This window comes from Mesorhizobium sp. M2E.F.Ca.ET.209.01.1.1 (assembly GCF_004010375.2).
Taxonomy (GTDB): Bacteria; Pseudomonadota; Alphaproteobacteria; order Rhizobiales; family Rhizobiaceae; genus Mesorhizobium.
Genome location: NZ_SADP02000003.1, coordinates 15,249 through 40,828 on the forward strand (window position 1 = coordinate 15,249; position 25,580 = coordinate 40,828).

Annotated in this window: 27 protein-coding genes and 1 pseudogene; 19 read left to right on the forward strand and 9 right to left on the reverse strand. The window is 63.2% G+C overall.

Features of this window, described 5'->3' with window-relative positions:
- Positions 1 to 25 precede the first annotated feature (25 nt).
- From EN852_RS06300 to EN852_RS06365, 14 genes are all read left to right on the forward strand, one after another.
- Positions 26 to 1,972: an acetoacetate--CoA ligase gene (locus EN852_RS06300; RefSeq protein ID WP_127874373.1), complete on the forward strand. Its 1,947-nt coding sequence runs from the start codon at positions 26 to 28 to the stop codon at positions 1,970 to 1,972.
- Positions 1,969 to 3,120, forward strand: a complete 1,152-nt coding sequence (locus EN852_RS06305; RefSeq protein WP_127874372.1) for a thiolase family protein — start codon at positions 1,969 to 1,971, stop codon at positions 3,118 to 3,120. Before EN852_RS06300 ends, EN852_RS06305 begins: the two co-directional genes overlap by 4 nt.
- Entirely contained in the window at positions 3,120 to 3,560 is a 441-nt protein-coding gene (locus EN852_RS06310; protein WP_127874371.1) for a Zn-ribbon domain-containing OB-fold protein, read from the forward strand. Before EN852_RS06305 ends, EN852_RS06310 begins: the two co-directional genes overlap by 1 nt.
- Positions 3,557 to 4,009, forward strand: coding sequence for a MaoC family dehydratase (locus EN852_RS06315; RefSeq protein ID WP_052458707.1), 453 nt, complete (start codon positions 3,557 to 3,559; stop codon positions 4,007 to 4,009). The genes EN852_RS06310 and EN852_RS06315 overlap by 4 nt, the downstream gene beginning before the upstream one ends.
- Positions 4,006 to 5,247, forward strand: a complete 1,242-nt coding sequence (locus EN852_RS06320; RefSeq protein ID WP_127874370.1) for an MFS transporter — start codon at positions 4,006 to 4,008, stop codon at positions 5,245 to 5,247. Before EN852_RS06315 ends, EN852_RS06320 begins: the two co-directional genes overlap by 4 nt.
- Before the next feature lie 53 nt (positions 5,248 to 5,300).
- Complete coding sequence (locus tag EN852_RS06325; RefSeq protein WP_127874369.1) at positions 5,301 to 6,155, forward strand: GntR family transcriptional regulator; 855 nt, start codon at positions 5,301 to 5,303, stop codon at positions 6,153 to 6,155.
- A gap of 201 nt (positions 6,156 to 6,356) precedes the next feature.
- Positions 6,357 to 7,133, forward strand: a complete 777-nt coding sequence (locus tag EN852_RS06330) for a glucose 1-dehydrogenase (protein ID WP_127874368.1) — start codon at positions 6,357 to 6,359, stop codon at positions 7,131 to 7,133.
- A 26-nt stretch (positions 7,134 to 7,159) separates the two neighbouring features.
- Positions 7,160 to 7,819: an L-fuculose-phosphate aldolase gene (locus EN852_RS06335; protein WP_127874367.1), complete on the forward strand. Its 660-nt coding sequence runs from the start codon at positions 7,160 to 7,162 to the stop codon at positions 7,817 to 7,819.
- Positions 7,820 to 7,924: 105 nt separating this feature from the next.
- Positions 7,925 to 8,926, forward strand: a complete 1,002-nt coding sequence (locus tag EN852_RS06340; RefSeq protein WP_210238224.1) for a sugar ABC transporter substrate-binding protein — start codon at positions 7,925 to 7,927, stop codon at positions 8,924 to 8,926.
- Positions 8,927 to 8,994: 68 nt separating this feature from the next.
- Positions 8,995 to 10,521: a sugar ABC transporter ATP-binding protein gene (locus EN852_RS06345; RefSeq protein WP_246693133.1), complete on the forward strand. Its 1,527-nt coding sequence runs from the start codon at positions 8,995 to 8,997 to the stop codon at positions 10,519 to 10,521.
- Positions 10,518 to 11,549, forward strand: coding sequence for an ABC transporter permease (locus tag EN852_RS06350; protein ID WP_127874366.1), 1,032 nt, complete (start codon positions 10,518 to 10,520; stop codon positions 11,547 to 11,549). Before EN852_RS06345 ends, EN852_RS06350 begins: the two co-directional genes overlap by 4 nt.
- Positions 11,546 to 12,529 (forward strand): ABC transporter permease, encoded by a 984-nt coding sequence (locus EN852_RS06355; RefSeq protein WP_127874365.1) that lies wholly within the window; start codon positions 11,546 to 11,548, stop codon positions 12,527 to 12,529. Before EN852_RS06350 ends, EN852_RS06355 begins: the two co-directional genes overlap by 4 nt.
- A gap of 21 nt (positions 12,530 to 12,550) precedes the next feature.
- Positions 12,551 to 13,516 carry a sugar kinase gene (locus EN852_RS06360; protein ID WP_127874364.1) on the forward strand — a complete coding sequence of 322 codons (966 nt, stop codon included), beginning with the start codon at positions 12,551 to 12,553 and terminating at the stop codon, positions 13,514 to 13,516.
- On the forward strand, positions 13,513 to 14,280 hold the full coding sequence (locus tag EN852_RS06365) for an SDR family NAD(P)-dependent oxidoreductase (protein ID WP_127874363.1): 768 nt from the start codon (positions 13,513 to 13,515) through the stop codon (positions 14,278 to 14,280). The genes EN852_RS06360 and EN852_RS06365 overlap by 4 nt, the downstream gene beginning before the upstream one ends.
- Before the next feature lie 358 nt (positions 14,281 to 14,638).
- Here EN852_RS06365 and EN852_RS06370 read toward each other — a convergent pair.
- The 5 genes and pseudogenes from EN852_RS06370 to EN852_RS06390 form a co-directional block, all read right to left on the reverse strand.
- Positions 14,639 to 15,249, reverse strand: a pseudogene (locus tag EN852_RS06370) (VOC family protein).
- 56 nt (positions 15,250 to 15,305) lie between these two features.
- Entirely contained in the window at positions 15,306 to 15,821 is a 516-nt protein-coding gene (locus EN852_RS06375; RefSeq protein ID WP_127874362.1) for a cytochrome P460 family protein, read from the reverse strand.
- Between the two features lie 162 nt (positions 15,822 to 15,983).
- Positions 15,984 to 16,316: an SH3-like domain-containing protein gene (locus EN852_RS06380; RefSeq protein WP_127874361.1), complete on the reverse strand. Its 333-nt coding sequence runs from the start codon at positions 16,314 to 16,316 to the stop codon at positions 15,984 to 15,986.
- Positions 16,313 to 16,993, reverse strand: coding sequence for a nitrile hydratase subunit alpha (gene nthA, locus EN852_RS06385; RefSeq protein ID WP_127874360.1), 681 nt, complete (start codon positions 16,991 to 16,993; stop codon positions 16,313 to 16,315). The genes EN852_RS06380 and nthA overlap by 4 nt, the downstream gene beginning before the upstream one ends.
- Entirely contained in the window at positions 16,990 to 17,337 is a 348-nt protein-coding gene (locus tag EN852_RS06390; protein WP_127874427.1) for an SH3-like domain-containing protein, read from the reverse strand. Before EN852_RS06390 ends, nthA begins: the two co-directional genes overlap by 4 nt.
- Before the next feature lie 172 nt (positions 17,338 to 17,509).
- Here EN852_RS06390 and EN852_RS06395 point away from each other — a divergent pair, with 172 nt between their 5' ends.
- The 5 genes from EN852_RS06395 to EN852_RS06415 all read left to right on the forward strand — a co-directional run bounded on the left by EN852_RS06395 (position 17,510) and on the right by EN852_RS06415 (position 21,955).
- The gene (locus tag EN852_RS06395) at positions 17,510 to 17,716 is read left to right on the forward strand and encodes a CbtB domain-containing protein (RefSeq protein WP_127874359.1); all 207 of its coding nucleotides are present in this window, start codon (positions 17,510 to 17,512) and stop codon (positions 17,714 to 17,716) included.
- Positions 17,717 to 17,726: 10 nt separating this feature from the next.
- Positions 17,727 to 18,443, forward strand: a complete 717-nt coding sequence (locus tag EN852_RS06400) for a CbtA family protein (RefSeq protein WP_127874358.1) — start codon at positions 17,727 to 17,729, stop codon at positions 18,441 to 18,443.
- A 168-nt stretch (positions 18,444 to 18,611) separates the two neighbouring features.
- A complete protein-coding gene (locus tag EN852_RS06405; protein WP_246694196.1) occupies positions 18,612 to 20,861 on the forward strand; it encodes a PAS domain-containing sensor histidine kinase in 2,250 nt (749 codons plus the stop codon).
- Positions 20,858 to 21,505 carry a response regulator gene (locus tag EN852_RS06410; protein ID WP_127874356.1) on the forward strand — a complete coding sequence of 216 codons (648 nt, stop codon included), beginning with the start codon at positions 20,858 to 20,860 and terminating at the stop codon, positions 21,503 to 21,505. Before EN852_RS06405 ends, EN852_RS06410 begins: the two co-directional genes overlap by 4 nt.
- A gap of 93 nt (positions 21,506 to 21,598) precedes the next feature.
- Entirely contained in the window at positions 21,599 to 21,955 is a 357-nt protein-coding gene (locus EN852_RS06415) for a response regulator (protein WP_246694197.1), read from the forward strand.
- A gap of 21 nt (positions 21,956 to 21,976) precedes the next feature.
- Here EN852_RS06415 and EN852_RS06420 read toward each other — a convergent pair whose 3' ends face one another.
- From EN852_RS06420 to EN852_RS06435, 4 genes are all read right to left on the reverse strand, one after another.
- The gene (locus tag EN852_RS06420; protein WP_127874354.1) at positions 21,977 to 22,279 is read right to left on the reverse strand and encodes a hypothetical protein; all 303 of its coding nucleotides are present in this window, start codon (positions 22,277 to 22,279) and stop codon (positions 21,977 to 21,979) included.
- 65 nt (positions 22,280 to 22,344) lie between these two features.
- Positions 22,345 to 23,289, reverse strand: coding sequence for an AraC family transcriptional regulator (locus EN852_RS06425; RefSeq protein WP_127874353.1), 945 nt, complete (start codon positions 23,287 to 23,289; stop codon positions 22,345 to 22,347).
- Positions 23,290 to 23,328: 39 nt separating this feature from the next.
- The gene (locus EN852_RS06430) at positions 23,329 to 24,102 is read right to left on the reverse strand and encodes an alpha/beta hydrolase (protein ID WP_127874426.1); all 774 of its coding nucleotides are present in this window, start codon (positions 24,100 to 24,102) and stop codon (positions 23,329 to 23,331) included.
- Between the two features lie 416 nt (positions 24,103 to 24,518).
- On the reverse strand, positions 24,519 to 25,331 hold the full coding sequence (locus EN852_RS06435; RefSeq protein WP_127874352.1) for a response regulator: 813 nt from the start codon (positions 25,329 to 25,331) through the stop codon (positions 24,519 to 24,521).
- Positions 25,332 to 25,580: the final 249 nt, after the last annotated feature.

The following is a 25,580-nucleotide window of genomic DNA, read 5'->3' on the forward strand; positions in this document are numbered from 1 at the left end:
CGGCCTGCATTGCGGGAGGAAATCCATGTCATCCGTGCTTTGGACGCCGGCGCCGGCCGCGTTCCGATCGTCCAACCTTGCGCGCTTTTCGGCAGCTAACGGCTTCGACCCGCATGACTACGAGACGCTGCATCGCTGGTCGATCGGCGATCCGGGGGCCTTCTGGCGGGCGGTGTGGGGTTTCGCCGAAGTGATCGGCGATCCTGGTGCGATCTCCTTCCTGCGCGACGACAATGCGCCGATGACAAGGAGCCGATTCCTGCCGGAAGCCTCGCTCAATCTCGCCGAAAACCTGCTGCGTGGTGACGAGGAGAGGGTTGCTCTCATCGAGGCCGACGAAAGCGGTCATTTCCGCGCCGTCACGCTCGGCGAATTGCGCCGGCTCGTCGCCAGGACGGCGCATGGCCTGCGCGCGGCCGGCGTCGGCAAGGGCGACTGCGTCGGCGGCATCCTGCCCAATCGCGTCGAGGGCCTCGCAGCGCTTCTGGCGACGCTCTCCATCGGCGCGGTCTGGTCGTCCTGCTCGCCGGATTTCGGCGCCGCCGCGATCGTGGACCGCCTCGGCCAGATCGGCGTCAAGGTGCTGTTCGCCGCGCCGCGCTACCGCTATGCGGGCAAGGAGCACGACATTTTGGGCAGGCTGGCCGAGATCGTCGCCGCCATGCCGGCGGTGACGACGCTGGTGCTGACCGGCGAACCTGGCGTCAAGCCGGGCTGCGCCGCGGATTGCATTTTGTTCGACGATTTCGGCAGCGACGCCCCGCTCACTTTCGAGCGCGTGCCATTCGACCATCCGGCCTATGTGCTCTACACCTCCGGCACCACAGGCGCGCCGAAGGCGATCGTCCACCGCGCCGGCGGCGTGCTGCTGCAGCATCTGAAGGAGCATCTCCTGCATGGCGACGTCCGCACAGGCGATGTCATGAGCTGGTACACCAACACCGCCTGGATGATGTATCACTGGCTGATCTCGGGCCTCGCCTGCGGCGCCTCGGTTGTCCTTTACGACGGCGCGCCGATCCTGAAATCGGGGGATGGCCTGGACCCCAGTCCGCTCTGGAAAATGGCCGAGCGTGCCCGCGTCACGCATTTCGGCACCAGCCCGAAATATCTGGCCACACTTGCCGCCGAAGGCTACGCGCCGGGGCGCCTGCATGATCTCTCGTCGCTGCGTTCGCTGCTGTCTGCCGGCGCGCCGGTCTCACCCGGGCAGTTCGACTGGGTCTACGAGCATGTGAAGCGCGACATGATCTTCGCTTCGATCTCCGGCGGCACCGAGATCATCGGCTGCTTCCTGCTGGGATCGCCGATCCATCCCGTGTGGCGCGGCGAGCTGACCGTGAAAGGGCTCGGCCTCGCCGTCGGCGTCATGGACGAGCGCAATGCGCCGGTCATCGGCCGGCAAGGCGATCTCGTCTGCACCGAGCCGTTCCCTTCCATGCCGCTGACCTTCTGGGGCAAGGACGGCGATGCGCGTTATCACGCCACCTACTTCGCCGCACGCCGCGAGATCTGGACACATGGCGACGTCGCCGAGATGACGGCTTACGGCTCTGGCGTCATCCACGGCCGCTCCGATACGACGCTGAAGCCCGGCGGCGTTCGCATCGGCACCGCCGAGATTTACGCTGCCTGCGAGAATTTTGCCGAGATCGAAGATTGCCTGGTCTTTGGCGCGCCGGTCGAAGGCGACGAGGAGATCGTGCTCTGCGTCAAGCTCAATGACGGTTATGCGCTGAGCCCCGAACTCGCCATGCGAATTCGCAAAGCAATCCGCGAAGGCGCCTCGCCCCGTCACGTGCCGCATCGCATCCACGCGGTGCAAGCCGTGCCCTACACACTGAACGGCAAGCGCGTCGAGGGCGCCGCCCGCACCACGCTCGAAGGCAAGCCTGTCAAGAACATGGCTTCGCTCGCCAATCCGGCATGTCTCGAGGAATACCGTGCGCTCGACCGGAGCAAGGCGGCATGAGCCGGGCAAAGGGAGCGATCGTCGGCATCGGCGAGTTGAAGCCGCAGCGCCTGACCAGCGGCGTGACGACGCTTGAGATGATTGCCGAGGTCTCCCGCCTGGCGGTGCTCGACGCCGGGCTGGAGCCGGCGGCGATCGACGGGCTGCTGGTCGGGCCGCAGGTCGGCGAGACGCCGCAGCATGTTCCGGCGACGATCGCCGAATATCTGGGTCTCGCGCCGACGATGGCCAATGTCGTCGACCTCGGCGGCGCATCAGGCGCCGGCATGGTCTGGCGCGCGGCCGCCGCGATCGAGGCCGGCATGTGCGAGGCGGTGTTGTGCGTGCTCGCCAACAACCGCGAGGAGGTTGCGCCCCGCTCGCCCAACCGCAATCCGATCCGCGAGTTCGACGTGCCTTTCGGCGCCTCGGGCGCCAACATCTCCTATGCGCTGCTGATGCAGGCGCATATGGCGGAATACGGCTCTACCGCGCGTGATTTCGCGCTGATCGCCGCAGCCGCCCGGGCCAATGCCCAGCTCAATCCCGACGCCATCTTCCATGGTAAGCCGGCCGATGTCGAAGCGGTGCTGGCCTCGCCGATGATAGCCTCGCCGCTGCATCTCCTCGAAATCGTCATGCCGGTCGCCGGCGGTGAAGCTGTCGTCGTGACTTCCGCGGAACGCGCGCGCACGCTACGCGAGCCTCAAGTTCATCTGCTTGGCGCCGGCGAGAAGGTGACGCACCGCGCGGTCAGCCAGGCACCGAGTCTGACCTCAGGTCCGCTGAAGAGCGCCATGGCAAGGGCCTTCGCTCAGTCCGGCACGCGAGCAGATGAGATGGACCTTCTGTCGCTCTACGACTGCTACACGATCATGGTTGCGACGACGATCGAGGATGCCGGCCTCTGCGCGCCGGGCCAGTTCGGCGCGTGGCTCAACGAGCACGATCTTTCGCACAAGGGTGACAAGCCGCTCAACACGCATGGCGGCCAGCTCGGCTTCGGCCAGCCCGACCTTGCCGGCGGCATGACCCATGTCGTCGAGGCGGTGCGCCAGCTGCGCGGCGAGGCGGGCGAACGCCAGATCGGCAAGGCCGGGCTCGCGCTGGTCACCGGCAATGGCGCGACGATGAGCGAAGCGACCGCGCTGGTGTTGGGAGCCGCCTGATGGCGATCGATTTGAATACGCTCAAGACCGCTGGACCGACCATCTCCGGGCTCACCCGGCCATTCTGGGATGCCGCCGCCGAGGGCCGGCTGACCATCCAGCGCTGCGAGGATTGCGGCAAGGCCATCTTCTATCCGCGCTCGATCTGCCCGCATTGCTGGAGCAGGCACCTGCTGTGGAAAGACTCATCGGGCAGGGGACGGCTCAAGTCCTTTTCCGAGGTGCATAGGCCCGGCCATCCCGGCTGGCTGCCGGCGGCACCCTATGTGGTCGGCCTGGTCGAGTTGGCCGAAGGCCCGACGATGCTGAGCTTCATCCTGCCCGGCACACGGCCGCTACAGGTCGGGGCCATGCTGCTTCTTGCGCCGACCGCCATCGGCGGCCGTGTCCTGCCGGCCTTCAGACAAATCGAACTCGCAACAGAGGAGCAGCCGCGATGAGCACCGAGACGAAAGACGGTTGGGTGGGTGTCGTGAAAGGCCGTCCGCAGGTCGGCGCCTTCGCCGAGCGCACGCGGCGCACGAGGATGAGCGACATCGAGGCCTTCACCGATATCACCGGCGACCGCAACCCGCTGCACTACGACCGCGCCTTGGCCGAGAAGTCGGTGTTCGGCAAGCTGATCGTCCAGGGCGGCGTCACCTCCGGCATCCTCAACGCGCTGGTCGCGGAGGATCTGCCCGGACCCGGAACTGTGTTCCTCGAAGTGGCGTGGAAGTTCGTCAAGGCCGTCGGCGTTGACGAAGAGATCACCGGACGCGTGGAGGTCAAGGAAGTGCGGCCCGACAAGCCGATCTGCAAGATCGAGACCAGCGTGCGCAACGGCCAGGGTGAGCTTTGCCTCACCGGCACAGCCACGGTCTTCACCGTGCCGCTGCAGAGCGCATGAGCACGGTCGGCGGCGGCCGGCTTGGCGTGGCGGCCGACAGCGAGCGCTGGCGCGTGCTGTCGCTGCTTTGCCTCGCGGTCGTCCTGTCGCTGACCACTTGGTTTTCGGCGACCGCGATCCTTCCCGAACTGAAGCAGGAGCTCGCGTTGGGCGCGAGCGCCGAAGCCTGGCTGACCAATGGCGTCCAGGTCGGTTTCGTCATCGGCGCGCTGGCGGCGAGCCTGGTCAATCTGCCGGATCTTGTACGGCTGAGCCGCCTGATGGCGGCGGCGTCGCTTGTCGCCGCTTTAGCCAACGCGACCTTGCTGCTTCATCCGGGGCCTGGCGGCATAATCGCCGCGCGCATCGTCACCGGCGCTGCGCTTGCCGGCGTCTATCCGCCGGCGCTCAAGCTGGTGGCCACCTGGTTCACGCGCGACAGGGGGCTGGCGCTCGGCGCGGTCATCGGCGCGCTGACAGTCGGTTCGGCGCTGCCGCATCTCTTCCGCGCCGTCTCGACCGTGCTTGACTGGCGTCCAGTGGTCGCCGCGGCAAGCTTGGCCACTGCTGCGGGAGCGCTGCTCTTCCTGCTGTTCGCCAAGGAAGGGCCCTATCCTTTCGGCAAGGCGGTGTTCGAGCCTTCGCGCATCGGCCAGGTGTTTCGCGAAAAGCCGCTGCTGTTAGCCAATCTCGGCTATCTCGGTCATATGTGGGAGCTCTATGCCATGTGGGCGTGGCTGCTTGCCTATACGCGCGCCGCTTTCGACGCGCAGGCGATCGGGACCGCCGCCGCCTCGCTCTCGACCTTCTTCGTCGTCGCATCCGGCATCCTAGGCTGCCTGCTCGGCGGCTATCTGTCGGACCGCGTCGGCCGCACCGCCACCACCGCCGGCATGATGGTCATCTCGGGAAGCTGTGCGCTGCTGATGGGCTTTCTGTTCACCGGACCGCTCTGGCTGTTCATGCTGGTCGCCATCGTCTGGGGCGTTTCGGTGATCGGCGATTCGGCGCAGTTCTCCGCCGCCGTCACCGAGCTCACCGACCGCCGCTTCGTCGGCACCGCTCTGTCGGTGCAAATGGGCGCGGGCTTCGCACTGACGGTGCTTGCCATCTGGCTGACGCCGCGCTTCGCCGATTTCATCGGCGGCTGGCGCTGGGCCTTCCTGCTGCTGGTCCCCGGTCCGCTTCTGGGCGCCGTCGCCATGCTATGGTTGCGAAACTTGCCGGAGAGCGTGAAAATGGCGGGCGGCCTCCGGTAGGGAGGCGCTGCCGCTTATCTGAGTCGCGGCAAGTGATTTGCGGCGGGACCCGAATGGAACAGGCAACCAGAACGCGCGGGCGTCCTCGTTACGACCAGGAAGATGCCGAGGCGGCAGAGGCTTTCCGCTCGATCGGCTCCAAGGTTCAACTTAACCGCGACGAGGCGGCTCCGCTCTGGGTGCAGTTGCGCAACCAGGTCGAGGAGGCGATCAACACCGGCCTGCTTGCCGCCAATTCGCGCATTCCGTCGGAACAGGCGCTTTGCGATTTCTTCGGCGTCTCTCGTCCCGTCGTGCGCGCCGCGATCGGATCGCTCTCCAACGAAGGCCGCATCATCAAGATGCCGCGCAAGGGCATGTTCGTCGCCGCTCCCCGCGAACATGTAGACTTCATGACCGCCAATCTCGGCGTGTTCGACGATTTGACCGCCAAGGGCCACAAGGTCTCGACCCGCACGCTGGAGATCTACCGCTGCCCGCCGAGCGAGAAGGAGTCCAAAGTCTTCGGCATTCCCGCCAATGGCAGCGTTGTCCGGATCAGCCGCGTCTACATGACCGACGGCACGCCGATCACCATGACGCGCATCAGCCTGCCGGGGCATCGGGTGCCGGGGCTGGAGAACATCCTGTCGGAAAACCAGTCGATCTTCGGCACCATCCGCGCCGTCTTCGGCCTGACGGTGAAGCGTGCCGACCGCTGGCTGCGCGCCGCGCTTCCCACCAAGGAAGAGGCCGATGAAATGGGTGTCGCCGCCAACACGCCGCTGATCGAGATCGAGTCGATCGCCTATGATTCCGACGGCGCCGCGCTTGAATATTACGAGGCCTTCTACAACTCCTCCGTCGCCCGCATCCACATGGCGGTCGAGCAGCCGTCGGCGACGGTGAACGGTCTCGATCGCACCTGAATTGCGCACCTCCAAAAAAGATTCCGTTTTCTGGTTATAACCAGATTGACGGGCCCGGAAAGCTTCTGTAACGTCCCTGTCATGGGGTCGGGAGGAGCCTGGCCCAGGAGGCATTATCAGGACCGGTTGGCTTGCGGCGCTGCTTCGGCGGCGAGGGCAGCGTTTTGCCCGCGCTCAAGCCTGTCCTGATGGAGGACGTGCATGGATTACCGGTCGCAATTCGACCTGACAGGCGAGGTCGCGGTCGTCACGGGCGGCGCCAGCGGGATCGGTCTCGAGGCTGCGAGGGCGCTCGGAACTTGCGGCGCGCGTGTCGTCCTGCTCGACATGAATGCGGATGGGCTGAAAGCCGCTGCCGAAGCGCTCAAGGCCGCTGGCGTCGCAAGCGTCGAGGGTCGCGCGCTCGACGTCACCGATCCGCAAGCCGTCGAGGCGATGGCTGCCAAGGTCGTCAGCGATTTCGCCCAGGTCGACATCCTGGTCAACAGCGCCGGCATCGCGCGTCTCAACACCGCGCTCGACACGCCGGACGAGGAATGGCGCCTGGTGATGGATGTGAACGTCAACGGCATCTACTGGGCCTCTCGCGCCTTCGGCCGCTCGATGGTTGCCCGCAAGAAGGGCTCGATCGTCAATCTGGGCTCGATGTCGGGCCTGATCATCAACCGCCCGCTAACCGCGCCGTCCTACATGGTGAGCAAGGGCGCCGTGCACATGATGACCAAGGCGCTCGCGGTCGAATGGGCGAAGTCGGGCGTGCGCGTCAACGCGCTGGCGCCGGGCTATGTCGGCACCGAGATGACGCTGAAGATGCGCGAGCGTCCCGAACTATTCAACACCTGGATCGACATGACGCCAATGGGGCGCTTGGGCACGCCGCAGGAAATCGCCTCGGCGATCCTGTTCCTGGCGTCGCCGGCGTCGAGCTACGTGACGGGCGCGATCCTGTCGATCGATGGCGGCTACACCGCTTGGTAATTGGCCTCGCAAGGATGGAATATCGCATGACCCTTTCGGACCGAGATGTGCGCCAAGCCATCATCGACGCCTGCATCGAGATGAATGCGCTGGGCATCAACCAGGGCACATCCGGCAACATCAGCTGCCGCCATGGCGAGGGCATGCTGATCTCGCCGACCAGCACGCCCTATCACACGCTGCAGCCGGAAGACATCGTCTTCATGGGGTGGGATGGCGAGGTCGACGGACGCCTGCCGCCGTCGAGCGAATGGCGCTTCCATCTCGACATCATGAAGGCGCGGCCCGAGGTCAACGCGGTCGTCCACGCGCATCCGACCTACTGCACGACGATCGCCATCATGGGCCGGAAGATACCGGCGGTCCACTACATGGTCGCGGTCGCCGGCGGCAGCGACATACGCTGCGCGCCTTACGCCACCTTCGGCACGGCCGAGCTTTCGGCGCATGCGGTGGAGGCGCTGCGCGACCGCAAGGCCTGTCTGCTCGCCCAGCACGGCATGATCGCCGTCGGGTCGAGCCTCGCCCAGGCGATGTGGCTCGCCGTCGAGGTCGAGACGCTGGCGCGCCAGTATCACGGCGCCCTGCAGATCGGCGAGCCGCCGGTGCTGTCCGACGAGGAGATCGAAAATGTCATCAAGCGCATGGCCAGCTACGGCCTGCGTGACAACGACGCCGCTGCCTGAGCGGAGGGCTCTGCCCGAAGCGACCAACAAGGGGCTGGAGCAGCAACCTACTGTTTCGCATATCCTCCGGGAAGGCCTGGAGCGATCAACAAGGGAGGAAATGAAATGACGAATTCAATGAAAGGCCTCGTCAAGGCGCTCGCTCTGGGGTTGGCGGCGGCTTGCAGCCTGGCCGCGATCTCCGGCGCGAGTGCCGAGGAGCTCTCGCTCAAGGGCAAGCGCATCGGCGTGTCGGCAATAGGCACCGACCACTATTGGGACCTGATGGCGTTCAAAGGCATCCAGGACCGCGTCAAGGAGCTCGGCGGTGAAGTCATCGCGCTCGATGCCGGCCGCAAGGACCAGCAGCAGATCGCGCAGCTGCAGACGCTGATCGCCCAGAAGCCCGATGCCATCATCGAGCAGCTCGGCAACCTCGAAGTGCTGAATCCGTGGCTGCAGAAGATCCGCGACGCCGGCATCCCGCTGTTCACGGTCGATACCGCGACCCCGCACGCCATCAACAACACGACCTCCAACAACTACAATATCGGCGCCGAGATCGCGCTGCAGATGGTCGCCGACATGGGCGGTAAGGGCAATGTGCTGGTCTTCAACGGCTTCTACAGCGTGCCGGTCTGCAAGATCCGCTACGACCAGCTGAAATATGTGCTGACCTCGTTCCCGGATGTGAAGATCGTCGAGCCGGAACTGCGCGACGTCATCCCCAACACGGTGCAGAGCGCCTATTCCAACGTCACCGACATGCTGACCAAGTCGCCCGAGAAGGGTTCGATCGGCGCGGTCTGGGCCTGCTGGGACGTGCCGCAGATCGGCGCCACGCAGGCGGTCGAAGCCGCCGGCCGCAACGAGGTGAAGACCTATGGCATCGACGGCAGCCCGGAAGTCATCAAGATGGTGATGGACGCAAAATCGTCGGCCGGCGCGGTCGCGGCGCAACAGCCCTATGAGATCGGCAAGACCTCGGTCGACAACGCCGCCAAATATTTGGCCGGCCAGAAGGTGCCGCCGTTCACTTTCGTGCCTTCGGTGCTGATCAACAAGGAAAATGCAGCCGAAAAAGGAAAGCCGTTCCTCGACGCCGCCGAGAAGGCTGGCGTTAAATAGAGCGGAACGAAACGACGGGCAGCCGCACCTCTATGGCTGCCCGTCACATCCAACCAGGATTGACGGCCATGCAGACAGCAAAGCGTGACATTGCTGTGTCAATGACGGGCATATCGAAGCGGTTCGGTCCGGTGCGCGCCTTGGAAGACGCGAATCTCGAGATTGTGCGCGGCTCGATCCTCGGCCTTGTCGGCCAGAACGGCGCCGGCAAGTCGACCATCATCAAGGTGCTGGCCGGTATCATCAAGCCGGACAGCGGCTCGATCGTCATCAACGGCGAGACCGTTACTTCGCTCACGCCGGCTTCGGTCGAAAAGCTCGGCGTACACTTCATCCACCAGGACAGGCTGCTGGTGCCGACCGCGACCGTCGGCGAAGCCGTGTTCCTCGGCCACGAAATCGGCTTCGGCCCGTTCGTCAGCCGCCGCGTCATGGAACGCAGGGCCGCAGACCTGCTGCAACGCTTCTTCGGCATGGAACTGCCAGCGGGCACGCTGGTGAAAGACCTGACCACCGCGCAGCAGAAGGTCGTGCAGATTACCCGCGCGCTGGCGCAGAAAGCGTCGGTGCTGGTGCTCGACGAGCCGACCGCGGCGCTGGTCAAGCGCGAGGTCGACAGCCTGTTCGACGTGCTGCGCCGGCTGCGCGACGACGGCATCGCCGTGGTCTTCATTTCCCACTACATGCAGGAGATCGAGAAGCTCTGCGACCGCGTCACCGTGATGCGCAATGGCACTGATGTCGGCACCGTCGATCCGCGCCAGACGCCGATCGACGAGATCATTGCGATGATGATTGCCCGCGATGTCGGCGAGATGTTTCCGAAGCGCTCGGTTACGCTCGGCGCGCCGGTGCTGGAGGTTTCCAACCTGCGCCTCGGCGGCAGCTTCGAGAATGTCGGCTTTAATGTCCGCGCCGGCGAGATCGTCGGTCTCACCGGCCTGCTAGGCTCCGGCGCGAAGGAAATCGTCCAGTGCCTGTTCGGCCTCAAGACCGCCAATGGCGGCCAGGTCAAGGTCGAGGGCAGAGAGCTTGCGTTATCGACGCCGGTCAGGGCGGTGCGCGACGGCATCGCCATGCTGCCGGAGGACCGCCGCGCGCATGGCGTGGCGCTTGGCCTTTCCGTGCGCGAGAACATTTCCCTGGCCAGCCTACGCCGCTATTCGCGCAGCGGCATGGTCAGCCGTGGCGCTGAGAACCAGGCGGTGGACAGCCTGATCAAGGAACTGTCGATCAAGACACCGCATCGCGACGCGCTGGTGCGCGAGCTCTCCGGCGGCAACCAGCAGAAGGTGGCGATCGCCAAATGGCTGAGCTGTCAGTCGCGCGTCTATGTGCTGGACGAGCCGACGGTCGCCGTCGATGTCGGCGCCAAGGTCGAGATCTACAATCTGTTGAATCGCCTGGCGGGCGAGGGCGCTGCGATCCTGCTTCTGTCCTCTGACCTGCTCGAGCTGGTCGGCGTCTGCGACCGCGTGCTGGTCGTCTATCGCGGCAGGCTTGCCGGCGGCTTCTCCGGTCCCTCGATGAACAGCGACGCGCTGCTCGCGGCCTCGTCCGGCGCCCGCTCGAACGCCGATGGAGTGGCCGCATGAGCGCGAGCGTTCTCCACTCGGAAGTCGGCGTGTCCGACGAAAAGCAGGCCGCCGCCAAGAGCGCCGGCCGGCGCTTTGGAGCGCTCGTCGTGCGGCTTGGCGCGATCGCCGCCTTCGCCGCGATCATGGCCTATTTTGTCATCTTCGCGCCGGGCTTCACCTCGACCTTCAACCTGATCAACGTCGTCGAGCAGTCGGCTATCCTCGGCGTGCTCGCCTATGGCATGACGGCTGTCATCATCGGCGGCGGCTCCGACGTCACCGAAGGCGGCATCGATTTGTCGATCGCCGCCAATATGGGCCTGTGCGCCGCCGTCTACGCGACGCTTCTGTCGATGGGCTATGGCGACTTCTTCTCGGTGATCGCGGCCATTGCCGTCGGCATGGCGGTCGGCGCGCTCAACGCCTTAGCGGTGGTCGGCCTCGGCATCCTGCCGCTGCTCGCAACGCTTGCCGTGCTTAACGTCGCAGCCGGCATGGAACTCACGCTCACCCAGAACACGGTTGTCGGCGCATCCTCCCCGCTGCTCGGTGTGCTGGTGTCGGGCAGCTTCCTCGGCATCTCCGCGCTTGCCTGGGCGCTGATCGTCTTCTCGGCGATCATGATCGTGGTCGTTCACGGCACCTCCTTCGGGCTCAGGCTCTACGCCGTCGGCGGACACCCCGAAGCGGCGCGCGCGGCCGGTATCAGCGTGCCGTTCTATGTGTCCTTCACCTATGTTCTCAGCGGTTTTTGCGCGGCGGTGGCGAGCGTCCTCACCGTCTCACGCCTGTCGGCGAGCACGCCCGGTTCCGGCGAACTGCTCCTGTCGGTGCTGGCGGCGGCGCTGCTCGGGACCGTCTTCTCGCGCCGCTTCGTGCCGACCATGGGCGGCACGCTGCTCAGCGTGCTGTTCATCGGCCTGCTCGCGAACGGCTTCCAACTGCTCAACGTCTCCAGCTACTGGGTCAACGGCGTGCAGGGCGCGCTGATCCTGCTGGTGGTGGCGATCACATCCTTTGCCCGCGGTTCGGAGGGTTCGCGATGAGCGTCTCGGCCAACGACAACAGCTCAGCCAGTGTGCGCGGCTTCCTCGCCAAATACAGCGTGCTCATCGCCTTCGCGGCGATCGTCGTCTTCTTCGCCGTGGCGAGCCCAACCTTCCTGACGCCGGCTAACCTCTTCAACGTGCTGGTCAACAATGTCGTCATGCTGGCGATCGTGGCGCTGGGCCTCACCATCGTCATCTCGTCGGGCGGCATCGATCTCTCGGTCGGCGTCTCGGTCGACATGGCAAGCATGATCTTCGTCATGCTTCTGGCCGCCGGCTATAGCGGCGTGGTCGGCGTCGCGGGAGGCCTCGGCGCCGCGCTGATCGTGGGCGTGCTGAATGCGATCCTCATCACCAGGCTCAACATCAGTCCCTTCCTGGCCACACTCGGCGTGCTCTTCATCGGTCAGAGCACGCAGCAACTCGCCACCAGCGGCGGCCAGCCGATCTATCTCACCAGCGGTTATGCAGCAGACCAGTTCAACGCCATCGCCCGCACCGCTCTGTTCGGCGTGCCGACCCCGGTGATCGTGCTGATCGTGCTCGCCGTCGCCGTCCATCTCCTGCTGCACCGCTCGGTCTTCGGCCGCTATGTCCAGGCCATGGGCGCGCAGCCGGGTGTGGCCTGGTATTCCGGCATCCGCGTGCCGCGCGAATTGTCGATGGTGCATGTGCTGTGTGCGCTGCTCGCGGGCGTCACCGGCATCCTCTTGTCGGCGACGGTGAAGTCGTACGTGCCGCTGTCGGGCAACGCCTTCCTGCTCGACGCCATCGGCGCCACCTTCATCGGCACGACGCTCAGCCGCGAGCGCAAGCCCTCGGTCATCGGCACGCTGCTCGGCGTGCTGCTCCTCGCCATCGTCAAGAACGGGCTGCTGCTGGTCGGTTGGAATTTCTACTGGCAGCAGGTCGGCATCGGCGTGCTGGTCTTCCTGGTGCTGGCCGCGAGCTTCGGCCTGCGCCGCGCCGCCCATTGAGTTCGAAAGGTCAATGCAGCCATGCCCCAATTCGACGTCAGCTCGATCGGCTTCTACGTCCTCGACATTCTCGGACGGCCAGTCTCGCGCATCCCCGAAGGCGGCCGCGCCGACTATATCGAGGAGATCCGCATGACCGTTGCCGGCACGGCGGGTGCCACCAGCATGGACTGCGCCATCCTCGGGCTGAAGACGCGCGCCGTCACCACGCTCGGTACCGACGACATGGGCGACTGGTTCCTAGCCAAGCTGAAGAAATATGGCCTGGAGACCAGCCTCGTGCGCCGCGACGGCAGCGTCCAGACCTCGTCCACCATCCTGCCCGTGCGGCCGAACGGCGAGCGTCCGGCACTGCATGTGCCGGGCACCGCCACCTTGTTCGAGGTCGCCGATGCCGATCTCGACGCCGCGCTGGATGCGACCGTCGTCCATGTCGGCGGCACCGGCCTGCTCAAGCGGTTCGACGGCGAGCCGACCGTCAGGCTCTTGAAGCGCGCCAAGGAGCTTGGCCGCATCACCACTTTCGATCTCATCCAGGCGACGCCGGAGACGTGGAAACTGGTCGAACCGTGCCTTCCCTATATCGACTATTTCGTGCCGAGCATCGACGAAGCCGGTGAGATGGCGCATGACCGCGACCCGGCCCGCGTCGCGTCCTTCTTCAAGGCGCGGGGCGTGAAGAACTGCATCATCACGCTTGGTGCCGGCGGCGTTTATGTCTCGCCCGAGCATGCCGAGGATTTCCATCTGCCGGCCTTCGAGGTCGAGGTCTTCGACACCACGGGCTGCGGCGATTCCTTCACGGCCGGCATCATCGTCGGCATCGTCAAGGGCTGGGATCTGAAACAGTCCGCGCGCTTTGCCAGCGCGGTCGCCGCCAAGGTGGCGATGGGGCTCGGCTCCGATGGCAAACTCGTTTCGTTCGACGACACGATCGCGGCGATGAATTCGCTCCCAGTCAAGGCATCAAAGGTTCAAGCAGCATGACCATTCTTCCTGAGGCCAAGGGCAAGACGGCTCTCGTCACCGGCGCCAGCCGCGGCATCGGCAGGGCGCTCGCCAAGGGGCTCGCCGAAGCGGGCTTCGACGTCGCGATCACTGATCTCCCCTCGCAGGCTGCCGAGCTCGACGTGGCCAAAGGCGAGATCGAAGCGGCCGGCCGCAAGGCCTATGTCTACACGATGGACGTCAGCAAGAAGAAGGACATCGAGGCGACCGCGCAGGCGCTGCTCGAGGCCGCCGGCAGCATCGACGTGCTGGTCAACAATGCCGGCATCTTGAAGCCCAGCCTGCTGCAGGATCTCGATGAGGCCAATTGGGATGCGCATTTCGACGTCAACGCCAAGGGCGTGCTGATGATGTGCCAGGCGGTGCTGCCGCATATGCGCGCCAGGAAGTCGGGCAGGGTGATCAACATCGCATCGATCGCCGGCCGGCAGGGCGTGCCGACGCAGGGTCACTACGCCGCGACCAAGGCGGTGGTGATCACGCTCACCCGCGTCCTGGCGCAGGAAGTCGGCATGGACGGCGTCACCGTCAATGCGATCTGCCCCGGCATCATCCTGACCGAGATGGGCAAAAACAATCTGGGCAGTGAGGCCGCGATGCGCCATTGGGAGGATGTCGCTGCGCTGAAGCGCCTTGGTGCTCCGGAAGACATCATCGGCCCGGTGCTGTTCTTCGCCTCGGACCTCTCGGCCTTCGTCACCGGCCAGGCGCTCAACGTCGACGGCGGCATTTACTACCACTGACCGCTCGCTGGGTTGGCCGCGCGGTCGCCACATCCGCTTCGTTGCGAAGCGTCGAGACTGTGCGGGCTGGAAGGTCAGCTTCATCGCCGAACCGGACCTTCCGCTTCCGGCCCCAAAGACGACATGGCTATGCGCTTGATGTCAGCCATAGAGGCAAACTTTGCCCCGCCCCGAAGCGGCTGACCAGGATTGGAGGTACGGTCGCGCGACAGGCCGACCTGGCATCCTCAATCAAAGGGGGTGCCCCTTTTCGTACACGACGACCAGAACCGCGACGCCGGTTACCAGGCCAAACCTGATCGAAATGCCACCTTTGTTTCAACCGGCCGCTGCAGAGTTCAATCATAAAGGGGAAAGGCTAGCCTGCTTGCTCCGCCACCAGGAATTCGGCGTACCACTTCGGCCAGTCTGCATTGTGTTCGCCGCCCGATTGCCTCTCGTACTCCCCATGTGCCGCAGCGGCACGACGTAAAGCCGACTCGAGTTCAGTCGGAGAGGTGAAGGTGGTCACATTTTCGTCTACGCGGCCCGGCAGTCTTCGGGTAACCTCCTGCAGCGTCCACTGGTTGCCATCCGGATCGCTGAACGATGCGAGGGAACCGTAGCTGCGCCGTTCCGGTTCTGGCCCGCTGACACGGCCTTCGCCGCCTAGATGGAAGGCTTCGCTGACGTCTATCCCTTTTTGCGCGAGCTCTGCGCGCGCTGCCACTATGTCGGAGACGACGAGATAGTGCGCTGACTTTTTGCCAAGGTGTATCGATGCCGGAGACCCGGGCGGGGTGAATTGAACCGCGCGCGAGCCATCAATTCTGGTGAAATCTGCATCGAGGCGCCAACCCAGCTTGCTATAAATTGTTGGGCGGTCTCCACATCGGCTACCGGAATGACGGCAATTTCCAGCTTCATGTCGATCCCCCGTGGTTCCGAGAGGCCAAGAGGGGGGTCACCGGCTGCGGTATTGTTTGTCATTCTCTGTTCTCCCTAAAGCGACCGCGTTGTTTTAGTGGGCGCCGCCCGCGGCGCCATCAAGGGGAGTAGTGGGAGAATACGAAATCCTTAGAGGGATCGAGCTTCACGTGACAGGCGAAGCACGTTTTGATCAGCGGCTCGCTCGGGTTCGTTACCCCGTTCTCGAACTGCCCATATCCCCAGCCGCCGGTCTCCGGATACTTCTTCGAATCCTTGATGCTGATCTGCACGTTCGTTGGCTTCCCGGCGACAAACGATTGGGGAGCCGTAACGACTTGGTCGTTCTCCGGAGAAGACTCGTAGAAGTAGGCGAGACGGGCGATGATCGTGCCGTCCGGGAATGGCCGGGTACCGTCCCGAAACGCCTTCAGCGCGATGTCGTTGCCCAGAACCGCCCGGATATCGTTGTTCTCCCCTGCTTCGTGGGCAACGGTGATGACTTCCCAGTGGCGATAGCCATCCGGTACCTTCACTCCATAGACCGGGGAGGAGTCGCCCGTCAGGCCGCTCGCAGCGACCGACGAGAGAACCACGAAGGCGCACGCCGATGCTAGGATTTTCAGTTTCGACATTTGTTTTCCTTCGTCAGGGGGTACATGAATTCCGCACATTGGCCGGGGGACTAGGTGACGAAGCAATCGACGGCGACATCAGCAGGCCGATACCATCGGCCGTCGCACGCATAGCCGGAGGCGCCTTCGACGAAGCAGCGGGCTGCTCGATAGGGCGGACCCTCAGATGTGTGACCTCCATCTTTCCTCCACCTCCGCCATCTTCGTCGCCAGTTCCTCAGGGGTGATCAATTGCTTTTGGAAGGCGACGTTCGCGAATGTGGCGATCCAGCGCTCGTAGTAGGTCAGCTTGCCCACCATCTCCGCTCCTAGGGCCTCAACACCGCGCCGCTTTTCCTCGGTGTTGATGATCTTGTGGAAGTCGAGAACGTCCGCGAGGGCGTGGCATCGCTTTTCCCACGGCAGGAGTTCGTGATCGGTCTGCTCGATCTCCGGAGCTTCAAGACCACCGATGTCGTTCGGTAGCCTTTTCAGAAGTTGCTCGCTACCGTTCATGACGATGCTCCTTGTACTGGCGGTTTCACCGGTATCACACCGATCATGGCGTCCCGCGTCACGAGGGAAGCGAGCTGCTCTTCGGACATGTGTTCTGTTCCTTCAGGGCGCATCGGAAGCACGAGATACCGCTGGATCGCGGTGGAGTCGCTTACCCGGACCTCGACGTCGTCGGGGATGACCGTGCCGAACTCGGCAAGCACCTTCCGAGGTTCGTAGACGGCGCGAGCACGATAAGGCTTCGCCTTGTACCAGTCCGGCGGCAATCCCAGCACCGGTCGAGGATAGCAGGAGCACAACGTGCAGACGATGAGATTGTGTACTTCGGGGGTGTTCTCGAGAACGATGAGTTCGGTGAGATCGTAGAAGGTGATGCCCAGCTCCTCACAGCCCGTCCGGCCATTCGCCAGCAGTCGCGCCTTGAAGTCCGGATCCGTCCACGCCCGCGCCACCACCTTGGCGCCGAGAGCGGGGTTGCGGGAATCCAGCACCTCGATCTGATGCCGGATCTCGTCCGCGCTAATATAGCCCTTCTCGATCATCAGCTCCTGGAAGGCAGTCTCCATGAGGTCGAAATAGCCAGGCATACCGGAGCTTTCGACGGGAGCGTGGCCATGCTCTTGATCGTGTCCGTCTTCGTGGCCATGCGAGGGTCCGTGATCTCCGTGCGCGGTCATCGCGACATTCCTTTGAGCCAGGTTTCGAAGACTTCGATGCGGAGGTTGTCACCGGGCTGGCCGGCGTATTGCTTCCAAAGTTCCGTCATCGGTACCGCGACGCGATAATAAAAGCCGAGCGATCCGGCGTTGCGGCCGAACCCTTCCTCCTCGTTGTTGACGGCTTTCGGCGACATGACGGCCTCGATCACCGCTTCCTTGCCGCGAAGGTAGGTGGGAACGCGGTAGTGTCCGACGGGAACTCGGTCATCGATGCGGACGTGCTGGCCAGCGCTGAGACGCGGCAGATCGGCGGGTGCGGGAACGAGGCCTCCGATCTGTTGTCGCGTAGGAGATGATGCCATGGTTGCCTCCTGAAGTTTCGGAGGAGGGTACGAAGAAGAGGTCGGGCTATCTTTCGGAAACGTGCGATCACAAGGTGGGAACCGAAAGACGGGCGAGATCGCACGCTTTCGAAAAACAGGAACAGGCGATCCGCCCATCATGCTCCTTCGGTTACCTCAGAAGGAGAACGTCATGACGTACATCACAACCCATGCCGCCCCGGCAACGCCTCTCACGGCAGCGGAGCTGCTTCCATGGATCGCTTTCATCGGCCTCCTTTCGCTGATGATGCTGTACTTCGTCGGAGCGGAGCAGGGGGCGACGTCGCTGATCCAGGGCAACGCCGTCCACGAGTTCGTGCACGACGGACGACACCTGCTCGGCTTCCCCTGCCACTGAGAATACGTCCATGATCGAGAGGCTTCTGGTCGCCGGGATGATCTCCGGCCTCATCGTTGCTATTGCGGGGTTTGCATTTGCGCGGGTGTTTTCCGAGCCGGCGGTCGAACGTGCGATCGTCTTGGAAGACCAAAAGCCACATGACAACGCTGAGGAGGAAACCGTCAACCGCGTCACGCAACGCAATCTCGGCCTCCTGACGGGTTTGGCGAGCTATTCTATCGCGCTTGGGGGCATCCTGGCTATCGGATCCGCATGTCTGCTCGGTCGCCTGGGCATCGGGCCTCGGGCCACCGTCTGGACGTTGGCGTCGCTGGGGTACGTTTCCCTCGTTTTGGTGCCGCAGTTCAAGTACCCCGCAAATCCTCCCGGAATCGGAAGTCCTGAGACGATCGGCAGCCGCACCGAATTGTACTTCCTGATGCTCGCCCTTTCGGTAGCATCGATGGCCCTTTCCTTCTGGGTCGGCTTTCGGTTGCGAAGACGCTTGGGCCGAATGTTCGCGGTTACGGTTGGAGTACTTATGTTCGCGGTGCTAGCACTCTGTCTGACAGCGGCCTTTCCAGAGGCTTCGAAAGTCCCGAGCGATTTCCCAAGCGGGCTTCTACTGACGTTCCGGATCCAGTCGGCCCTGTTGCAGGTGATCGTCTGGGGCGGTCTCGCAACGGTCTTTGGACAGGCTTCACTCTGGATCGTTGAGGAGAGGTCGGTCCAGAGCCGATGCTAGGGGGGGGTTCCAAATGCCTGATTTTAGGCGACCAGCGCTGTTGTGGTAACGTGTGGCGACCGAACCCGCTTCAGCGATCGCAGCGGCGGACCTGATGGACGAAGCGTCCCCGAAGGCGTTCGCATCATGCGACACAGACGTGCACGAGGTCGGACCGTTCGCGCGGCGGTGAAGCTTTCCGACGCCCGACGGGGATTCCTCTTGATCTTGCGGGGCGACGAACTGGCCGTGATGGCAACGGCGACCGGCGGCTCGACCGCTGTATCCTTCGTCTCGGGCAAGCCGGAGGACTTCGGCCTTGGCGAAAATTTCATCCGGTCCGTAATCGGGGCAGGGCGAAGCCGGATCATATCCCACGCAGAGCTTTCGATGGTATGTCTTCCGCTCACCTTGGCAGATCCGTGTGACGGCGCGCTCTATCTAGAGGTGGAAACTGCACCTGCCAACGTTTCCGATCTCGAGTGGCTGACAACAGCACTCTCAGCGGCTGCCATCGCAGATAAAATCCCCGGGCGCCCCTCTGCGGCCGAAAGTCCGCCGACCAACCTCGTCGGCGATCCCAAGCTTGCACTCGACATGATACCAGCCTTGACCTGGATCGGTGGCGTTGACGGGAGCCTCGAGGACGCGAACAGCCAGTGGTTCGACTACACCGGGTTAAGTCGGGAGGCTGCGCTTGGATGGGGTTTCATCAGGGCGTTTCACCCAGACGACGTGGAGAAGGTTACCAGGGTCTGGACAGAACTGCTGGCGTCAGGCGAGCCCGGTAGCATAGAAGCTAGAATGCTCAGGCACGACGGCGAGGCCCGGTACTTCATGTTGCGGGCGGAGCCACTCGTAGGCGACGACGGCACGATCCTCAGATGGTACGGGGTCAACACCGATATCGACCACTTGAAAAGGGTCGAGTTCGAGCTCGCCCAGAGCCAGCTGGTGATGGCCGTGGCGCAGCGGATCATCGAAACCGGGAGCTTCTCCTGGGACATGGCGTCCGACGTCTTCACCTGTTCGGCCGAGTGCGCCAAGATCGTCGGCCTCGAAGCCCATAAAATCAATTTCGCGTCCCTGAACGAAAGGGTTCACCCGGACGACCGGGAGATGGTGGCCGAAGCGCATCGCAAGGCGCTGCAGGGAGAAGATCTCAATATCGAGCATCGGTTCCTGCTGCCAGACGGAACGGTCAAGTTCATCCATGCACGCGGCCGTCTGATAGTCGAGGACCACGTCGGACCGCGGGCCTACATCGGGACGATCGTCGACGTGACGGAGACGAGGCGTTCCGAGGAGAGAATACGGAACTCGTTGATCGAAGCACAACGCGCCCAGGCGTCACTGGCCGAAGCACAGAGACTCAGTCACGTAGGCAGCTATCGCATCAACCCGTCGACAGGCGAAGTCACTGGGTCGGAGGAAACCTACAATATCTACGGGCTGGATCCCGCACTACCTTTGTCCCGAGAAGCGATCACCGAACGGGTCCATCCAAGCGACCGCGACAAGGTCGCGGCGGCTTTCGAAAAGGGCGTCCGAGAGCGCCAGCCCTGGGAGATTGAGCACCGACTGCTGATGCCGGACGGATCGATTCAGCACGTGCGTTGCGTCACGCGCGTTGAGACCAATCCCGACGAAGAACCTGAAGTCTTCGGGGCGATCATCGACCAGACCGAACGGGTGAAGAGCGACGAGGCGCTGCAGCGAGCGCAGGCCGACATTGTCCGGATGAACAGGCTCACTGCAATGGGTGCGGTCACGGTGTCCATCGCCCATGAGATGAACCAGCCACTGATGGCAATAGTGACCAACGCGGCGACTTGCATGAGTTGGCTCGACCGCCCAAATCCGGATGTCGCCGAGGCGAAGCAAGCCGCCGAACGCATCGTCGAGGAAGGAAAGAGGGCGGGTGACGTTCTCCTGAATATCCGCAGTATGGCGCGGAACTCGAGGCCTACGGCCATGACGACGGTCGACCTGGGCGAGGTTGTTGCCCACGTTCTGACGATCCTCAGGAGCGAGCTGCGGCTTCGCCAGATCGACGTCAGCGTCTCGCTCTCGCCGGGCATCGCTTCAGTGCGCGGAGACAAGGTTCAACTGCAGCAGGTCTTGCTGAACCTCATGTTGAATGCTGCCGAGGCCATGGCCGCGAATGACCAGACCCGCCGGATAGAGGTGTCCGGCGAGAACGACGAAAAGGGGTTTGTGGTCGTCCGGGTAGAGGACAACGGCGAGGGGATTGACCCCATTGCATCCGAACGCATTTTCGAAGCATTCTTCTCGACCAGGCAGGATGGCACTGGCATGGGCCTCGCAATTTCCCGTTCGATCATCGAAGCGCACAGGGGAACGCTATCCGCCCGTCCGCGTGAGGGAGGAGGAGCGGTCTTCGAGCTTTCGATACCGTTTGCGCGGGAGGGCGCATGAACCAAAAGCAACGCGACGGTACCCAGATCGTTGTGATAGAGGACGACGTAGGTGTCCGTGAATCTCTCGTCGGCCTGCTGCGGTCGATGAAGTTCAGCGCGACCGCATTTTCCTCAGCGGCCGAATTTTTGTCGAAGGGAAAGCTCGCGGCAGTGGGCTGCATGATCCTTGACGTTCGCCTTCCGGGCCAGAGCGGCATCGAATTCTTGCAGGAAGTAAGGGCGAATGGATTTCAGAGGCCCGTCATCTTCATGAGCGGGCACGCGGACGTTCCCATTGCTGTCAGGGCGATGAAGGCCGGTGCCGTGGAGTTCCTGACCAAACCCGTCCGCGAGCAGGATCTTCTCGACGCGGTCCATTCCGCAATGAAGCGGGATAATCGGGACACGATGAAGGAGCAGGCCGCGGCTCACGCTCGTGCCGATTTCCAGTCGTTGACAAGACGCGAGCAGGAGGTGCTGGTCCGAGTGGTCGAAGGCCAGAGGAACAAGCAGATCTCGGCCGCCTTAGGGATTTCGGAGGCCACTGTGAAACTTCATCGCGGGAAGGTGATGCAGAAGATGCACGTGCAGACCTTGCCGGAACTCGTGCGGTACTACGATATGCTTGACCTGAACCTGACCATGGTCGCTGCGAAGGACTGAGTGAGTGTCTGAAGGTCAACCGTCGGGTCTCTTGAATGTCGAGCGCATCTCGTTGCGAGGTAGGATGCAATGACCGTAGACCCAAGTCAGCTAGTGGTCTGCGTCGAGGACGACGAACCAGTTCGGGACGCGCTCCGTGGCCTGTTGCGGGCTTCCGGGATCAAGGTGGCGGCGTTCGCGTCTGCCGAGGAATTCCTTGTTTCGGATGAATTGCAGTCCGCCGCTTGCCTGGTCACCGACATCCAGCTCGGCGGGATTTCGGGTCTCGATCTGCTTGATCGTCTGGCCGGCATGACGGTGACGATCCCATCGATCCTGATAACGGCTCACTCGGACGTCGCAGCCGGCGACCGGGCACGGAACTCGGGCGCATCCCACGTTTTCCTGAAGCCTGTCAGTCCGGTCGAACTGCTTCAGGCTGTCCGGACCGCGCTCTCAAACGAGCATTAACGTCGTCACATATTATCTCACTTAGCGTCGCGTTCCCGCCGTCGCATAGGGCTTCTGATCGATGACGAAGGGCTTCGATCGCTCTATCGACGAGATGTTTTCCTGGAGGTAGCTGCCGATCCGCGAGCGCACCGCAACTGCTCGACGGAAGCGAAGCGGCCGATGAATTTCGTCGTCCTCGACAACATCCCGAATGACACGCTGCGCGCGCTGGGGATGGCCAGCGGAAAGCGACAAAAGAATCATAACGCTGCCGAAGACGGCAGGTCGATGGACGGTGCTTTCTTGATGGTTGGACGGGTCGCTTTCCGGCGCGACGTCCATGAAGTGGAAATTCGGTTAGTTACGGATCTTCCTCGGCTGACAGGCGACGATCGTGCCGTTCTACTTCATTGAAGGTTGAGACTGTCCGCTGCTTGATGTTCGAGCAGTGGAATGGCCGGAAGACGGTTTAAGCTGACGCCAGAGACCGAGCGGGCTTCCTCTCTGCGCGCGTTGTTCCGCCATCGACCTGGTGTTGTCGAGATCATCTTCTTAAAAACGGTCGTGAAATGCGCCTGGTTCTGAAATCCGGTCTGGAGCGAGATGTCGACCAGAGAGAGGTCGGTGCCAAGGAGGAGCTTCGCCGCCCTCTGGATACGAAGCCGCAGCAGGAACTCGTGGACGCTCATCGAGGTCGCGGCCTTGAAAGTGGCCGCGAAGTGGGCGCGCGAGAACCCTGCGACGTCGGCGAGTTCTTCGAGGGTCATCCGTTGGTCAAGCCTCGCTTCCGCATGTCGCTTCACGCGGTTCAGCCGCCATGACGACAGAGGGTGAACCCGTGGAAGGCGCTCGTATCGTTCGAATGCCATCCGCGAGAAGTTGCGCGCAATGTCGCCACGGCGGGCGGTCGATACATTGGCGACCTCCGCAATGAGTTCCGCGAGCTGGATGTCACGAATGCTGAAGTGGCCGCCGACCACCGGGCGGGGACCCTGATATCGTTCGTGCAGGTAAGTCAGGACGTAAAGGCAGGCGTCCGACTGCAGTTCGACCGAAATCGGATCCGATCCTTCGATGAAGGTCACGCTGTCTTCGACCATGATCCCATGATAGAGAAGTCGCCCCTTCTGCTCGAGGCGAAGCTCGGAATCCCGCGCGGCTATCAGGAAGGTTCCGACGCCCGATCCGAGGGATGTCGTTATGGCCCTGCTACCATTTTCTCGCGTCAGCTTCGCGAGGAAGATGTTTGGGTCGTCGACTTTGTAGTGCTCGACGTGTAGGCAGTCGTCGCTCGTCTCGAAGACGTCGCCGATTGTGCCGAGACTCACCTTGATGGCGATATCGGTTTGCATTGCTTTACCTTTCACCCGATCTGTCGTCGACTTAACCGGTTACCTGTCGCCGGCGGCCCGCTCGATCATCGCGGACACGAGATCGGGGTGAGAGATCATCACGACGTGTGAGGAACCGTTGACCTCGACTGCCTCCTTGGCACCGGCCCGCTTCGCCATGAAGGCGTGCAGCGCGGGAGGCAGATTCTTGTCCTCTGAGCCGTAGATGAAATGCGAGGGCAGGGTCTTCCACGCGGGCTCGGACGAGGGTTCCTCGAAGGCCTCGGCCGCGATCGGCCGCTGTTCGGCGCCCATGAGGGCCGCCTTGTCCTTGGGCACATCGGCCGCGAACTGCTTCCAGAACTTGCTCTGCTCGATGTAGAGATCGTGCTTGCCATCCGGCTGGAGAACTGGCGGTGCGAGCGTGCCTCCGAGCGTGCTGCCGGGGAACTTCTTTCCGAGCTCAGAGACGCTTTCGCCCTTCTCCGGTGCCAACCCCGAAACGAAGACCAGAGACATGACGCCCGTATCCTTGACCGTCACGTCGCTGATAACTGAGCCGCCGTACGAGTGGCCGACGAGAACGATCGGCCCCTTGATCGACTTCAGCACTTCGTTGACGTAATCGGCATCGTATTTCAGGCCGCGGAGGGGGTTGGCGACTGCCACAACCGGGTAGCCGTCCTTGAGCAGCTTTTCGGCGACGCGGTCCCAGCTTGCGGACTCCGCGAAGGCGCCGTGGACGAGTACGACGGTGGGCTTCGACGCGGCGAGCGCGGAGCCGCTCAGCAGGAGCGCCACCAGTATGGCGGAACCGGACAGGAACTTTTTCATCGGGATCACCTCTGTGAGCGCGGGGACCACACGCCCTGTGGCGCTGGGGTTTCATTGAGGTGAGGCTACATCTTGGGGCGCAGAGATGGTGTGAGATGTCGGGAATGGATGTGAGAAGCGGTTGGGCTCCGGCGTTGGGCAATCCACGTCGGTCCGCTTGCCTTACCGCCTTAAATGAGGCCAACAGCCTACCAAATGTCGAACTCAATCAGCCGCGACAAACCCGATCCGCATCTAACATCTGTCTGCTGGTGACCGACCGAGGGTATCCTGAACGTGCGGGGCACTGCAGGGCTGCCCCATGCAGAGCCTGATATCTTCGACGCTATGAAGCATTGGTCACGGCCATCGATGGCTAACGGTAGCCGGCGCGTGATTTTCCTGTCATGCGTGACGGAATGCGATGCGGGTGATGATCACGAGTTGATCGCGAGATCGACTGCGGACAGAAGATCCTGGTATCGCACGGGCTTGGTAAGGAACTCGACCGCGCCAGCCTTCATCGCGCGAACGGACATCGGAATGTCGGCGTGTCCGCTGATGAAGACTATTCTCTGCCGCAGGCCCGATTTGATGAGTTCTGCCTGGAAATCGAGGCCGCTGCGACCCGGAAGGCAGACGTCGAGGATGAGACAATCGGCGCGATAAAGTGTGTCGCTCTCCTCATACGCCGCCACTGAGGCGAACGTGCCTACGGCAAGGCCGACCGACCGGAGCAATCGGGCGATTGCATGACGGACGCCGTCTTCGTCCTCGATCAGAGCGACATATGGTTTCTCCATCTCCGATCCCAGAGGCATGCGGGTCCTCGCGGTGCTCGGCGTTGCTGGTTCGATTTCCTCGGCAGCGCCTTGCTGGACGAGCATGTAGCCCCGGCGAACGATCGTCTTGATCATGTCACGATGATCGCCAAGCGCCCGGCGAAGCGACCCGATCTGGAAGCGCAAATTGCATTCCTCGACCACCATCGAGGGCCACACCGCGTCGAAGATCTCCTCCTTGCTCACGATGCTGCCGCGCGATCGAAGCAGAAGCATGAGGAGGTCGAACGCTCTTCCGCCGATCTCACAGGGATTTCCGTCAAGAAGAAGCTGGCGCGAGTGCGGGAGTGCGCAGAAACGACCGAACCTTATGGCGTTTTCACCGCCGGCTCGCGGTGGTCCTTCCAAATCGAAGGGCAGGGCGTCGCCTGTGGGGAGATGGATGAGGGTGTCCGACGGAACTTGCATGGCTGTCTCCTGCCCACTGCAATTGTTCACCGCAACCCGCAGACCGTTTCGTTCCTTGCATTCCCCAAGGTGGATCGACTTCGGAAGCGGCTGCGAGGTCAGCGTACCTCCTTGTGGTTAAAGCTCACAATCCGACTTACGTCCGGAGAACACGGCGAAGGTCGAGGCAGACTAGACGATTGTCTAGATTTTCCAATGCCAGGCGGATGACCCGCCGGCTCACTCAAACTCACGAGACCTTGCGACAAC

Bases quoted from the DNA above. Each gene is read 5' to 3' on its own strand.
- EN852_RS06375 (WP_127874362.1), bottom strand. From the start codon at position 15,821: ATGTCGAAACTGAAAATCCTAGCATCGGCGTGCGCCTTCGTGGTTCTC.
- EN852_RS06425 (WP_127874353.1), bottom strand. From the start codon at position 23,289: ATGCAAACCGATATCGCCATCAAGGTGAGTCTCGGCACAATCGGCGAC.
- EN852_RS06400 (WP_127874358.1), top strand. From the start codon at position 17,727: ATGATCGAGAGGCTTCTGGTCGCCGGGATGATCTCCGGCCTCATCGTT.
- EN852_RS06360 (WP_127874364.1), top strand. From the start codon at position 12,551: ATGCCCCAATTCGACGTCAGCTCGATCGGCTTCTACGTCCTCGACATT.
- EN852_RS06340 (WP_210238224.1), top strand. From the start codon at position 7,925: ATGACGAATTCAATGAAAGGCCTCGTCAAGGCGCTCGCTCTGGGGTTG.
- EN852_RS06325 (WP_127874369.1), top strand. From the start codon at position 5,301: ATGGAACAGGCAACCAGAACGCGCGGGCGTCCTCGTTACGACCAGGAA.
- EN852_RS06320 (WP_127874370.1), top strand. From the start codon at position 4,006: ATGAGCACGGTCGGCGGCGGCCGGCTTGGCGTGGCGGCCGACAGCGAG.
- EN852_RS06435 (WP_127874352.1), bottom strand. From the start codon at position 25,331: ATGCAAGTTCCGTCGGACACCCTCATCCATCTCCCCACAGGCGACGCC.
- EN852_RS06395 (WP_127874359.1), top strand. From the start codon at position 17,510: ATGACGTACATCACAACCCATGCCGCCCCGGCAACGCCTCTCACGGCA.
- EN852_RS06350 (WP_127874366.1), top strand. From the start codon at position 10,518: ATGAGCGCGAGCGTTCTCCACTCGGAAGTCGGCGTGTCCGACGAAAAG.
- EN852_RS06430 (WP_127874426.1), bottom strand. From the start codon at position 24,102: ATGAAAAAGTTCCTGTCCGGTTCCGCCATACTGGTGGCGCTCCTGCTG.
- EN852_RS06345 (WP_246693133.1), top strand. From the start codon at position 8,995: ATGCAGACAGCAAAGCGTGACATTGCTGTGTCAATGACGGGCATATCG.
- EN852_RS06305 (WP_127874372.1), top strand. From the start codon at position 1,969: ATGAGCCGGGCAAAGGGAGCGATCGTCGGCATCGGCGAGTTGAAGCCG.
- EN852_RS06380 (WP_127874361.1), bottom strand. From the start codon at position 16,316: ATGAACGGTAGCGAGCAACTTCTGAAAAGGCTACCGAACGACATCGGT.
- EN852_RS06390 (WP_127874427.1), bottom strand. From the start codon at position 17,337: ATGGCATCATCTCCTACGCGACAACAGATCGGAGGCCTCGTTCCCGCA.
- EN852_RS06310 (WP_127874371.1), top strand. From the start codon at position 3,120: ATGGCGATCGATTTGAATACGCTCAAGACCGCTGGACCGACCATCTCC.
- EN852_RS06355 (WP_127874365.1), top strand. From the start codon at position 11,546: ATGAGCGTCTCGGCCAACGACAACAGCTCAGCCAGTGTGCGCGGCTTC.
- EN852_RS06335 (WP_127874367.1), top strand. From the start codon at position 7,160: ATGACCCTTTCGGACCGAGATGTGCGCCAAGCCATCATCGACGCCTGC.
- EN852_RS06315 (WP_052458707.1), top strand. From the start codon at position 3,557: ATGAGCACCGAGACGAAAGACGGTTGGGTGGGTGTCGTGAAAGGCCGT.
- EN852_RS06300 (WP_127874373.1), top strand. From the start codon at position 26: ATGTCATCCGTGCTTTGGACGCCGGCGCCGGCCGCGTTCCGATCGTCC.
- EN852_RS06365 (WP_127874363.1), top strand. From the start codon at position 13,513: ATGACCATTCTTCCTGAGGCCAAGGGCAAGACGGCTCTCGTCACCGGC.
- nthA (WP_127874360.1), bottom strand. From the start codon at position 16,993: ATGACCGCGCACGGAGATCACGGACCCTCGCATGGCCACGAAGACGGA.
- EN852_RS06420 (WP_127874354.1), bottom strand. From the start codon at position 22,279: ATGGACGTCGCGCCGGAAAGCGACCCGTCCAACCATCAAGAAAGCACC.
- EN852_RS06330 (WP_127874368.1), top strand. From the start codon at position 6,357: ATGGATTACCGGTCGCAATTCGACCTGACAGGCGAGGTCGCGGTCGTC.
- EN852_RS06410 (WP_127874356.1), top strand. From the start codon at position 20,858: ATGAACCAAAAGCAACGCGACGGTACCCAGATCGTTGTGATAGAGGAC.